Raw genomic sequence first — 11,948 nt, forward strand, 5'->3', positions numbered from 1 at the left:
ATGTAGGTGGGCCGGTGGAGAGGCGTCAAGAGAGGTCCGTGCGCGCGATGGCCGAAGTTCCTCCCCTTGACGACCGAATTGGTGGAGCATGGGACCGCACGACGCAGGAGGGGGTTCGGAGTGGCTGAGTCGGTCCAGGTGCGCTGTCCGGAGTGCCTCCGTACCCTCCGGTACGCGGCACCCGCCTTCCCCTGCTCCTGCGGCATCCCGGTCGCGCCCCCGGTCGTCCCCGGCGCCGCCGCCGTGCCCGTCACCCACCGGAACTGGTCCGACGAGTGGGTCACCGTCCACTGCCCCGCCTGCACGCGCGCGTCCGACTGGCCCCACCCCGAGGTGGGCTGCCCGTGCGGGGCCGTGCTGCGGGTGGCGGTGAGCCCGGGCGGGCCGCTTCCGGGCCCGTCCCCGACCGGTGCCACGCCGCCGGAGGGCCGCGCGGCCGGGAGGAGCGAGGGCGGCGCCGGCTCCGGCAGCGCGGCCGGGAGGGGTGGCGGCACCGGCTCCGACACATCCGCACCCGAGGCGTCCGTGCCCCCGCCCCGCGCTCCGGGCGCCCCTCCCGGCCCGACCGCCCCGCCTGCGGCGGCCCAGCGCCCGGCGCGCCCGGCCGACGGGCGCCCGGCCGACGGGCGCCCGGCCGACGGGCGCCCGGCCGACGGGCGCCCGGCCGAGGAGCGCCCTTCCGGCGCCGGCCCCTCGGGCGCCGGTCCGTCCGGCAGTGGTCCGTCCGCCGGCGGTTCGTCTGGCAGTGGTCCGTCCGGCAGTGGTCCGTCCGGCAGTGGTCCGTCCGGCGGTGGTCCGTCCGCCGGTGGTCCGGGAAGCGGCTCCCGCGGCGGGTCCGGCCCTGCCGGCCTCGCGTCCTCCGCCCCACCCGGCGAGCACGCGCCGGGCCCCGCCTCCCTCCCGGCTCCGGGTCCCGCTCCCAGTTCCGCTCCCGCTCCTGCTCCCGCCGAGTCCTCCTTCGCGCGCAGGCATCCCTCCCCGCCGGCCCCGCCCGCCTCGGCGCACGCCCGTCCCGGCCCGGACGCGGCCCGCTCCGCGTTCCGGCCGGTCACGATCAGGACCGCCCGGGACGCCGTCGCCGCGTCCGCCGGGTACCTGCGCTGGCTGGGCTTCCGCGACGTCGTCCAGCCGGAGGAGCGCTCGGCCTCGGCCGTGGACCTGCGGGGTCCCGGGCTGGTCGCGCAGGTGGACCCGAGCACCCGGCCGACCGGACTGCGGGCGGTGGAGTGCCTCTGGCTGAACGGCCTCAGCAACTCGTCGGTGAGCGTCTACTTCTCGCTCGCCGGATACACCCCCGAAGCCCATGAGCGCGCGGACGGCCTCGGCATCCCGCTGTTCGTGCTCGACCTCACCGGCACGCCGCAGCCCGTGAACCCGCCCGCGGGCGAACTCCTCTCCTCCGGAGCCCCCTAAGACCCGTCCGGCGGATCAGGCCCTAACAGTTTCGGCCATTCGCACGTGACGACCGCCGCTCCCCCGGGCACAACTCCTTCGGGGGGTGGACACCATGACGACGGGGATGTGGTGGTTCCTGGGGGCCGCGGTCGGTCAACTCGTGCTCGCGGCGGTTCTCTTGCGTGCCCGCAGCCAGGAGCGGCCGGAACTTCCGCCGCAGGCACTCGCGTTGCTGCGCGGCGGGCCGCGGGCGGCGGTCGTCGTCGCGCTCGTCGCGCTGCACCAGCGGGGCGCGGTCGCGGCCGGGCGGCGGGGCACGATTCGCGCCAACGGCGGCGCGGGCCGCACCCGTGACCCGCTCCAGCTCGGCGTGCACCGCTCACTCCAACGGGCCCTGACGCTCCGGCTGCTGGCCACCCGGCCCAAGGCCCGGCAGGCGCTCGACGCGCTGCGCGCGGAGCTCGGCAGGACGGGGCTGATCCGCCCGCCCGGGCGGCACAGGACGGCCCGGGTGCTGCTCGTCTGCGTCCTGCTCACCGTCGCCGTCGGTCTGCTCGTGACCGGGGTGTCCGGACCGGCGCTGGCCCTCGGGGCGGTCCCGGTGCTCGCCGCCGCGGCACTGCTCAGCGTGCCGCCCACGACCCGGGCGGCCCGCCGGCTGCTCGACGGCCTGCGCGCCCGGCACCCGCTGCCCGCGCGCCGCCAGGAGGTCACCGAGGCCAAGGACGTGCTGCTGTACGTGGCGCTGTACGGAGATCCCGCGCTCACGCTCTTCCTGCCGCACTTCTCCCGGGACGGCGGGCTGCTCGGCCGCGACGCGCACCGCGAGGACGGCTACGCGACGGGCCGGGGCCTGAACCCGGACAGCGGGTTCACCTGCACGGGCGCGACCCCCGACTGAGGACCGCGACCGAGGGCCCGCGACCGGGGTGTGCCGACGGCGGCCGCGGGCACCGCGCCCGCCGTCGGCACACCAGTCACCACGTCACCATGTCACCGCGTCACCATGTCACCGCGTCACCGCGTCACCGCGTCACCGTGTCGCTTCCACCCCACCACCCGTCCTGGCCCCCGTCCTTCACCCCGTCCTTGACGCGCCGCCTACTCGCGGCGCGCCATACTGGCGTATGCGCATCCGAGTGGCCGAACCGGCCGAACTCCTCCTGCTCCAGGACATCGAACGCGCCGCGGGCGAGGCCTTCCGCCCTCTCGGCATGGTGGAGATCGCGGACGACGACCCCCTGCCGCTGGACGTCCTGGAGAGCTATCGCACCGCGGGCCGGGCCTGGGTGGCGGTGGACGCGACCGACCGGCCCGTCGCGTACCTGCTCACGGACACCGTCGACGGAGCCGCCCACATCGAGCAGGTCTCGGTGCACCCGGACGCCGCCCGCCGCGGCGTCGGACGGGCGCTGATCGAGCACCTGGCCGGGACGGCCCGCGAGCAGGGCCTGTCGGCGCTGACCCTGACGACCTTCGCCGAGGTCCCGTGGAACGCCCCGTACTACACCCGGCTCGGCTTCCGTCGCCTCGACGAGGGCGATCCCGCGCTCACCGAGGGCCTGCGCGCGATCAGCCGGGCCGAGGCGGCACACGGGCTGGCCGCCTGGCCCAGGGTGTGCATGCGCCGCGAGCTCACGACGGCCGACGCCGCCGGGCGGGGCGGCCCCGCCGGCCCGGCCCGCCCGGCGGCCGTGGTCCGCCCGGCCGGCGCCGTCGCCCCGCCGCGTCCGGTCAGTCCACCGCGTACCGCTCCCGCAGTTCCACCTTCCGCACCTTCCCGCTGACCGTCATCGGGAACTCGGTCAGGATCTCCACCCGGCGCGGGATCTTGTAGTGGGCGAGGCGGTCGCGGCAGAAGGCCGTGACCTCCTCCAGGGTGGGCGGGTCGGCCGGGTCGCGCGGGATCACGCAGGCCAGGATCTCCTCGCCGTAGCGCTCGTCCGGCACGCCCACCACCTGTACGTCGGCGACCTTGGCGTGCCCGTAGAGGAACTCCTCGATCTCGCGCGGGTACACGTTCTCGCCGCCCCGGATGATCATGTCCTTGATGCGCCCGACGATCTGGACGTAACCGTCCTCGCGCATCACGGCCAGGTCGCCCGTGTGCATCCAGCGGCCCGGGTCGATCGCCTCGGCGGTCTTGCCGGGCTCGTCCCAGTAGCCCAGCATCACGCTGTAGCCGCGGGTGCACAGCTCGCCGGCCGTGCCGCGCTCCACCGTCAGGCCGGTCGCCGGGTCGACGACCTTCACCTCGACGTGCGGCATCACCCGGCCGACGGTGCCGGTGCGCCGCTCCAGGTCGTCGTCGCGCCGGGTCTGGGTGGACACCGGCGAGGTCTCCGTCATGCCGTAACAGATGGACACCTCGGCCATGTTCATCTCGGCGACGACCCGCTTCATCACCTCCACCGGGCACGGCGAGCCCGCCATGATGCCGGTGCGGAGGGAGGAGAGGTCGTACGAGCCGAAGTCGGGCAGGTCGAGCTCGGCGATGAACATCGTCGGCACGCCGTAGAGCGAGGTGCAGCGCTCCTCCTGCACCGCGCGCAGGGTGGCGGCCGGGTCGAAGGAGGGCGCGGGGATCACCATGCACGCGCCGTGCGAGGTGGCGGCGAGGTTGCCCATCACCATGCCGAAGCAGTGGTAGAAGGGCACCGGGATGCAGATCCGGTCCTGCTCGGTGTAGGCGATCATCTCGCCCACGAAGTAACCGTTGTTGAGGATGTTGTGGTGGGAGAGGGTGGCGCCCTTCGGGAAGCCGGTCGTGCCCGAGGTGTACTGGATGTTGACCGGCTCGTCGCAGGACAGCGCCGCGGGCGTGACGCCCTCCGGCGCGGTACGGCCGAGGAGTTCGTCCCACGTCGGGTCTCCGAAGTAGACGGTCTCCCGCAACCCGGGGCAGTCGCCGCGCACCTGCTCGACCATGGCCCGGTAGTCACTGCTCTTGTGGGTGAGCGAGGCGAACAGCAGGGAGATCCCCGCCTGGTTGAGCACGTACTCCAACTCGTGCGCGCGGTAGGCCGGGTTGATGTTGACCATGACGGCGCCGATCCGGGCGGTGGCGTACTGGACGAGCACCCACTCGGCGCAGTTGACCGCCCAGATGCCGACCCGGTCTCCCTTGGCGACGCCGCTGCCGAGCAGCGCGTCGGCCAACCGCGCGACGTCCGCGCCGAACTCGGCGTACGTCCAGCGTCGTCCGGTGGGCAGGTCGACCAGCGCCTCGCGCTCCGGCCAGGCGGCGACGGCCCGGTCGAGGTTGGCGCCGATGGTGTCTCCGAGGAGTGCCGTGTCCGACACCCCGTGCGCGTACGAGAGTTCGGCGATGCCGCTCATGCGAGGTCTCCTTCGGTGTACTCGGTGCCGGTGTCGCCCTCGGCCGTGAGCTTGCGCAGCTCGACGCGGCGGATCTTGCCGGAGACGGTCTTCGGCAGGTCGGCGAACTCGATGCGGCGGATCCGCTTGTAGGGGGCGAGCACCTCGCGCGAGTGCGCGAACAGCGCCTTCGCGGTGTCGGGACCCGGCTCCCAGCCCGCGGCGAGGACGACGTACGCCTTGGGGACGGCGAGCCGCAGCGGGTCGGGCGCGGGGACGACGGCGGCCTCGGCGACGGCCTCGTGCTCCAGGAGCGCGCTCTCCAGCTCGAACGGACTGATCTTGTAGTCACTGGCCTTGAACACGTCGTCGGCCCGCCCGACGTAGGTGATGTAGCCCTCTTCGTCGCGGGAGCCGATGTCGCCGGTGCGGTAGTAGCCGCCGGCCATCGCCTCGGCCGTGCGCTCGGGGTCGCCGTGGTAGCCGGTCATCAGGCCCACCGGGTTACCGGACAGGTCGAGGCAGATCTCGCCCTCCTCGGCGTCCGGCCGCCCGCTGACCGGATCGACGAGGGTGACCCGGAAGCCGGGGCTCGGACGGCCCATCGAGCCCTCCTTGAGCCTCTGGCCAGGACTGTTGGAGACCTGAACGGCGGTCTCCGTCTGGCCGAAGCCGTCCCGGATGGTGACGCCCCAGGCGCGCCGCACGCTCTCGATGACCTCGGGGTTCAGCGGCTCCCCCGCGGCGACGACCTCGCGCGGCGGGGTGGTCAGCCGGCCGAGGTCGGACTGGATCAGCATGCGCCAGACGGTGGGCGGGGCGCAGAAGCTGGTGACGCCGTGCCGGTCCATCTCGTCCATCAGCCGGGCCGGGTCGAAGCGGGTGTAGTTGTGGATGAAGACGGTCGCCTCGGCGTTCCACGGGGCGAAGAGGTTGGACCAGGCGTGCTTGGCCCAGCCGGGCGAGGAGATGTTGAGGTGGACGTCCCCGGGCCTGAGGCCGATCCAGTACATCGTCGCCAGGTGGCCGACCGGGTACGAGGTGTGGGTGTGCTCGACCAGCTTGGGGCGGGCGGTGGTGCCGGAGGTGAAGTAGAGCATGAGCGTGTCGTCGGCGAGGGTCGTGCCGTCCGGCTCGAAGACCGGGGACTCCGCGTGGGCGCGCTCGTAGCCGAGCCAGGTCACGCCGTCGCCACCGACCGCGATCCGGGTGTAGTCGCCGGGCACGTCGTCGAACTTGGCGGTGTCCTCCGCCCGTACGAGCACGTGCCGGGCCCGGCCGCGGTCGACGCGGTCGCGCAGGTCGGCGGGGCCGAGCAGCGGGGTGGCGGGGATGACGACCGCCCGCAGCTTCATCGCGGCGAGCATGGTCTCCCACAGCTCGACCTGGTTGCCGAGCATGACGATCATGCGGTCGCCGGCGCGGACGCCCTGGGCCCGGAGCCAGTTCGCGACCCGGTTGGAGCGCGCGGACATCTCGGCGAAGCCGACCTTCACCTCGGTGCCGTCCTCCTCGACGATGTGCAGCGCGGTGCGGTCGTTGCCCGCGGCGATGACGTCGAACCATTCGAGCGCCCAGTTGAACCGCTCGGGGCGGGGCCAGACGAAGCCGGCGTACGCGGTCTCGTAGTCCTCGCGGTGCTCGAGCAGGAAGTCGCGGGCGGCCCGGAACCCTTCCGTCGCTTCCGTCGGCTCCGTCGCGCTCGTTGCGGTCATGCGTCCTCGTCCTCCTCGTTGCGGGACCGTGCCCGGACATCGTGTAATCGGTGACCCAGGTCTCACTACCCCCGTTCGGGGGGAGACCGTGCACGCCGAGGAGGAGGTCCGGTGGCCGAGCAGATCGAGTCGGTGGATGTGCGCGGCGACGTGCGCGGCGATGCGGACGGCGACGTGGACGGCGAGGTGCGCGGCGCCCTGCTGCGGCTGCGCCGCGGCACCGGCCTCCAGGTGGTGTTCGGCGGGCTGCTCCACACCGGCGGCGGCGCGCTGCGGATCGCGGAGACGAGCGGGGCGGTGACACCGGCGCTCGTCGGGTTGACGGTCTCGGCCGGTTCGGGGCTCGGCGGGAAGTGCCTGGCCCTGTCGCGGCCCTGCGCCGTCACCGACTACCCCTCGGCCCGGCACATCACCCACGAGTACGACGGCCCGGTGTCGGCGGAGGGGCTGCGCTCGGTGATCGCGGTGCCCGTCGTGGTCCGCCGGCAGGTGCGCGGGGTGCTGTACGGGGCGCTGCGCGACGCGCTGCCGATCGGCGAGCGGGTCTTCGACGCGGCGGTCGCGGCCGCCCGGGACGTGGAGCAGGCGCTCGCCGTGCGCGACGAGGTGCGCCGGCTCGTGGCCGAGCGCGAGGAGATGCGCCAGGCGTACGGGGAGCTGCGCGAGCTGGCGCCGAGGGTGAGCGACCCGGAGCTGCGGGAGCGGCTGCTCGCGGTGTGCGGCCGCCTGGGGTCGGCCTCCGCCGCCGGGGCCGACCGGGCGCCGCAGGTGGTGCTCACCCCGCGCGAGACGGACGTGCTCGCGGCGGTGGCGTCGGGCGCCACGAACGCGGCGGTGGCACGCCGGCTCGGCCTCAGCCCCGAGACGGTGAAGGGCTATCTGCGCTCGTCGATGCGCAAGCTGGGCGCGCGCACCCGCCTGGAGGCCGTCGTGGCGGCCCGCAGGGCGGGCGCGCTGCCCTGACCGCTCAGGCGCTCGTGTGGACGATCTCGTGCGGGACGTCGCGCGGCCCCAGGAGGCGCAGGGTCCGCTCGGCCTCGGCGGTGAGCTCGGCGCGCTGGGCGCGGGTGGTCCGCCCGAACGCCTCGACGGTCAGGACGGTCTTCTCCTTGCCCTCTTCCAGGTGCCAGATCCCGGCGAGGAACCCGTCGAGGAGGAAGACCCGGTGGGCCTGGTTGCCGCTCCAGGTGCGGGTGCGGTGCTCGGCGGGGACGACGCGGGTCCGGTCGGCGTGGGACAGGAGCAGGTTGTCGAACTCGGGCAGGAAGCGGGCCGGGGCCGGGGTGTCCTCGTCGGGGCGGGGGGCGTCGGGCAGGTCGAACAGCTCGGTGCCGTGCTCGTCGCGGAAGACGAGGAGGCCGGGGCGGAGCCGCTCGAAGGCGGGCCGGAGCCGGGTGAGACCGCACCAGGTCTGCATGTCCTTGACGGAGGCGGGTCCGAAGGCACGGAGGTAGCGCACCACGGTCTCGTCGAGGCCGGCGGTCCGGGTGTCGTCCACGGCGTTCTGGAACCACTGCCGGGCGGTGGTGAGCGCGACCTGCCCGCTGCGCCCCCAGAGCCCGCGGGGCGTGACCTGGACCAGCGGCAGCAGGCAGCGGGCGGCGACCGTGAGGGCCTGCGGGTCGGCGTCGGGCCACTCCTGGAGCAGGTGCTCGCGCAGCTGCTTCGGGGTGCGGGGCCGCTCCTCCAGATAGTCGGCGGAGAGCCCTGCGAGCCGGTCGAGGTCGACGCCGTCGAGCCCCTTGAGGAACATCCGCAGCTCGCGGTCGACGGCCCCGGCCTGGACGAGGCGGCGCAGGGCGACGGCGTCGGCGGCGGTGTGGGTGTGCACGGTGGACCGCATGGTCACGATACGGGCGACCTGCCGGGCCTCCATCAGTCGGGACAGGTCCTCGGGCTCGAAGCCGTCGAGGCGGGCGGCGAGCGCGTAGTAGGGAGGCTTGGTGTTCTGCGCCTGCAGTCCGACGAGATGGTGTACCGCCTGCTCGGCGGACAGCGGCGCGGGCCGGAGCAGCAGCTGCCGGTCGAGGGTGGCGCGGTTGAGGGCACGGTCGGAGAGGACCGGGGGCGGCGTCGTCTTCGGGGCCATGGAGGCACGCTAGCGAGGATCGCGGACAGGGAGCGTCCGCGACCTCGGACCGACGACCGCCGGCCGCCGTCCCGCACCGTGCCGATATGGAGCGATTCGCCCACGATATCCTGCGAACCGTCCGCTGAGGCCCCGTCTCGCACGCCACCCGGAGGAGACCGACGATGTCCGACCGCCGTCCGCGCGCTGCCTGGCGCCGCGCACCGGAGCCGCCGGCCGCCGCCTCGCCCGCCCAGCCGCCGGCGTCCGCGAGCCGGCCGAGCGTGATCCAGGCGACCCTGTACCGCGACGGTCACCGCGTCTCCTCCCCCGAGACCCTCGCGGAAACCTTCCGCCAGCTCCGGGAACACCCCGACGGCATGGCCTGGATCGGTCTGCACCGCCCTACCGAGTCCGAACTCCACTCGCTGGCCGCCGAGTTCGACCTGCACGAGCTGGCCGTCGAGGACGCGATGGAGGCACACCAGCGCCCCAAGCTGGAGCGGTACGGGGACACGCTCTTCGTCGTCCTGCGCGCGGCCCGCTACCTGGACGCGCAGGAGGAGGTCGACTTCGGCGAGCTCCACGTCTTCGTCGGCCCCGACTTCGTCATCACCGTCCGCCACGGCGCGGCACCGGACCTCTCGGCGGTCCGCCACCGCATGGAGAAGGACCCCGACCTCCTCCGCCTCGGCCCGGAGGCGGTGCTCTACGCGATCCTGGACGCGGTCGTGGACGGCTACGCCCCGGTGGTGGCCGGTGTCCAGAACGACATCGACGAGATCGAGACCGAGGTCTTCGGCGGCGACCCCGCGGTCTCCCGGCGCATCTACGAACTCTCCCGCGAGATGGTCGAGTTCCAGCGCGCCACCCGCCCGCTCGTCGGCATGCTCCACGGCCTGATGGCCGGCTTCGCCAAGTACGGCACGGACGAGGAGCTCCAGCGCTACCTCCGCGACGTGGCCGACCACGTCACCCACACCAGCGAACGCGTCGACGGCTTCCGCCAGGCCCTGACCGAGATCCTCACGGTCAACGCGACGCTGGTCACCCAGCAACAGAACGCGGAGATGCGCGCCCTGGCCGAAGCGGGCTTCGAACAGAACGAGGAGATCAAGAAGATCTCGTCGTGGGCGGCGATCTTGTTTGCCCCCACACTCGTGGGAACGATCTACGGGATGAACTTCGACAACATGCCGGAGCTGCACTGGGCGGGCGGCTATCCCTTCGCAGTGGTGCTGATGGCAGTGGTGTGCACGAGTCTGTATGTGGTCTTCAAGCGGAAGGACTGGCTGTAGCAGAGCCCCAGGACCCTTGGATGCGAGGGGGACCACGAGGGGGACCACAGCGGCACCGTCACCTCCGCCGAGCAGCCGGCCTCCGCCTCGGCCCACGCAGAAGCAGTCCACATCGGAGCGTGGAACGAGACCCCCCCGCCTGCTGTTCAGCACGCGGCTCCCGACGGACGGCGGCACGATGACCGTCCACGCCCTCCAGGCACTCGGCAGCGGAGGTCGGCTGTTCCCGGCTGAAGGCCGTGAGCCGAAGCCGAACGCCCCGCCGTCTCCGGCGTGGACGCGGAGGTCTTCCGTCTGCTCGCCAGGGGCGACATCGAGGAATATCGCGCTCTCGTCCACGCGAGCCGCCGCGTCCGCCCCCGCCTCACCTTCGACAGGGATCGGGGCGGCCCCGTCTCCGTCCGTGCCGACGGATCGGTCCTCGCCCTGCGGCTGCTGCCGTGGCAGGACGAGGAGCCGCGTCCGGGCGCCCCGCGCTGGCCTCGTAAGGATGCGGGGACCGGCCCATCTCAGAGCCGGTCCCTGCGGCAGGACGACATACACGCTGTTCAGAGCGACGCCTCGACTCCAAGGCTTCCGGCGCCGATGGCTCCCCTCAGCACGTGGGCGATCTCCTCGGGCTTGAGGTCGATGCCGTCGAGCCCCTCCAGGGTCAGCGGGACCTCTTCGAGCGCGTACTCGCCGCGGCCCTCGGCGCTGAACTCGGGGCCGGTGCGGTCGCCGAAGGACCAGGTCGCGATGCGAGCGAGGTAGAAGAGCTGGCGCTCGTCGTCGCCCTCCATTGTGTGGAGGAGGCGGATGATGTCGGCCTCTCCCGCGACCTCCTCGTGGATCTCCCGGTGGAGGGCGGCCTCCCGGGACTCGTCACCGGGCTCGACGCCGCCGCCGGGCAGGACCCAGTACTCGGGGATGCCGGGCTTGGTCCGGCGGATGACCAGCATCGTGTCGTCGGCGGTGACGAGGACGGCGCGGACTCGTTCGATCATTTCGGTTCGTCTCCTTGCTTGTTGACGGTCCCAGTGGAGCAGCCAACCGCCGTCGACGTGGACGGACTGCCCCGTGATGAACGAGACGAGGGGCCCACGAGGAACGCCACCAAGGCTGCGACGTCCCCGGGCCGGCCACGGCGCGGGACGCACCGGCGCTTGATCTGGTCCTCCGGCCGCGCACGGAGCCGAGCGGGGAGGGCGTTCTCTGCCTCGACCGGGATGGCTCCGGGCAGGACCGTGTCGTCGAGGGAGTAGTTCCGGGCAAGGAGCGCACTCCGGTCGCCACCGCCCTGTGGGGCACCTGGCTGTGGAGCGCCGGCCCGGCGGAGGGCACGGTGACCGCCGAGGGCGGACCTGGCTGTGACCGACGGCCCGGACTCAGCGGTCGAGTCGCCTGCGGGCGCGGGTCCGTCGTACGAGCACGCCGACTGCGGCGCCGACGAGCGCGAACCCGGCCAGTCCGGCCAGGGACCACCCGACCGTACGGGCTCCCCGGTCGCCCGCCGGGCTCGCGGAGGGGGAGGACGGCGCGGGCGCAGGTGCGGACGGGACCGGAGCGGCGGTCGTCGTGGGGGCCGGAGCGGGCGTGGTGGGCGTGGGGCGGGGGCCGGGCGGTGACGGGTCGACGACGGGGACCGAGATCTCCCCTTCCCCGTGGCCGAGGGAGGGGAAGCCCACGTCGACGGTGACCTTCCAGGTCCCGGGGGTGAGGATCTCGGCGGTGCTCCAGCCCGTACGCGAGCCGGGGTCGCGGACCAGCGGCCACGGGCCCATCGAGCGGGATCCGTCGGGGCTGGTCGCGTTCACCGTGGCGGCGACGGCCTCGTCGACGGCGTCCCCGTCGTTCTCCCAGGTGATCTCGGTCGTGACGTGGCCGTCCCGCTGGCCGGTCACCACCACCTTGACGGTGTCTCCGTGAGCCCGGGCGGTGGTCGGCAGGGCCAGGACCTGGGCGGTGATCATGAGCAGGAGGCCGAGGCCCGTGCCGGCGCGGAAGGTGCGGTGTGTACGCATCGTTGCGGTGCTCCTGGTGCGTGGGTGCGGTGCGGTGGCGGGGGGGGGGGGGCGGGGGGGGGGGGCCCCCCCCCCGGGGGGGCCCCCCGGGGGCCGGGGGGGGGGGGGCCCCGGCCGGCTGCCCCCGTGGCCCGCCCAAACAGCCGGGCCC

10 protein-coding genes are annotated in these 11,948 nt (G+C 73.8%); 5 read left to right on the plus strand and 5 right to left on the minus strand.

The genetic code is table 11. From position 1 onward, the window contains the following. The first annotated feature begins 120 nt into the window (after positions 1-120). The 3 genes from ACFY8W_RS07545 to ACFY8W_RS07555 all read left to right on the plus strand — a co-directional run bounded on the left by ACFY8W_RS07545 (position 121) and on the right by ACFY8W_RS07555 (position 3,182). The gene (locus ACFY8W_RS07545) at positions 121-1,413 is read left to right on the plus strand and encodes a hypothetical protein (protein WP_391101398.1); all 1,293 of its coding nucleotides are present in this window, start codon (positions 121-123) and stop codon (positions 1,411-1,413) included. A 94-nt stretch (positions 1,414-1,507) separates the two neighbouring features. Then, positions 1,508-2,296, plus strand: coding sequence for a TIGR04222 domain-containing membrane protein (locus ACFY8W_RS07550; RefSeq protein WP_391101400.1), 789 nt, complete (start codon positions 1,508-1,510; stop codon positions 2,294-2,296). A gap of 226 nt (positions 2,297-2,522) precedes the next feature. Continuing rightward, on the plus strand, positions 2,523-3,182 hold the full coding sequence (locus ACFY8W_RS07555; protein WP_391101403.1) for a GNAT family N-acetyltransferase: 660 nt from the start codon (positions 2,523-2,525) through the stop codon (positions 3,180-3,182). On the opposite strand, the gene ACFY8W_RS07560 is transcribed toward ACFY8W_RS07555, so the two are convergent. Together ACFY8W_RS07560 and ACFY8W_RS07565 are read right to left on the minus strand one after the other, a co-directional pair. Further along, positions 3,130-4,734, minus strand: a complete 1,605-nt coding sequence (locus ACFY8W_RS07560) for an AMP-binding protein (RefSeq protein WP_391101405.1) — start codon at positions 4,732-4,734, stop codon at positions 3,130-3,132. The genes ACFY8W_RS07555 and ACFY8W_RS07560 overlap by 53 nt on opposite strands. Then, positions 4,731-6,428, minus strand: a complete 1,698-nt coding sequence (locus tag ACFY8W_RS07565; RefSeq protein ID WP_391101406.1) for an AMP-binding protein — start codon at positions 6,426-6,428, stop codon at positions 4,731-4,733. The genes ACFY8W_RS07560 and ACFY8W_RS07565 overlap by 4 nt, the downstream gene beginning before the upstream one ends. Positions 6,429-6,602: 174 nt before the next feature. Between ACFY8W_RS07565 and ACFY8W_RS07570 the strand changes: the two genes are divergently transcribed. Beyond that, the gene (locus tag ACFY8W_RS07570; RefSeq protein WP_391101788.1) at positions 6,603-7,391 is read left to right on the plus strand and encodes a LuxR C-terminal-related transcriptional regulator; all 789 of its coding nucleotides are present in this window, start codon (positions 6,603-6,605) and stop codon (positions 7,389-7,391) included. Positions 7,392-7,395: 4 nt separating this feature from the next. Here the strand turns inward: ACFY8W_RS07570 and ACFY8W_RS07575 are convergent, their stop codons facing one another. After that, the gene (locus tag ACFY8W_RS07575; RefSeq protein ID WP_391101408.1) at positions 7,396-8,517 is read right to left on the minus strand and encodes a DNA glycosylase AlkZ-like family protein; all 1,122 of its coding nucleotides are present in this window, start codon (positions 8,515-8,517) and stop codon (positions 7,396-7,398) included. Between the two features lie 164 nt (positions 8,518-8,681). Between ACFY8W_RS07575 and ACFY8W_RS07580 the strand changes: the two genes are divergently transcribed. Further along, complete coding sequence (locus ACFY8W_RS07580; protein WP_391101410.1) at positions 8,682-9,794, plus strand: CorA family divalent cation transporter; 1,113 nt, start codon at positions 8,682-8,684, stop codon at positions 9,792-9,794. A gap of 548 nt (positions 9,795-10,342) precedes the next feature. Here ACFY8W_RS07580 and ACFY8W_RS07585 read toward each other — a convergent pair. Both ACFY8W_RS07585 and ACFY8W_RS07590 read right to left on the minus strand, forming a co-directional pair. Beyond that, positions 10,343-10,780: an NUDIX domain-containing protein gene (locus ACFY8W_RS07585; RefSeq protein ID WP_391101412.1), complete on the minus strand. Its 438-nt coding sequence runs from the start codon at positions 10,778-10,780 to the stop codon at positions 10,343-10,345. 381 nt (positions 10,781-11,161) lie between these two features. After that, positions 11,162-11,797, minus strand: coding sequence for a hypothetical protein (locus ACFY8W_RS07590; RefSeq protein ID WP_391101415.1), 636 nt, complete (start codon positions 11,795-11,797; stop codon positions 11,162-11,164). Between the last annotated feature and the right edge of the window lie 151 nt (positions 11,798-11,948).

The sequence above is a fragment of the Streptomyces sp. NPDC012637 genome (assembly GCF_042954805.1).
Classification (GTDB): Bacteria; Actinomycetota; Actinomycetes; order Streptomycetales; family Streptomycetaceae; genus Streptomyces.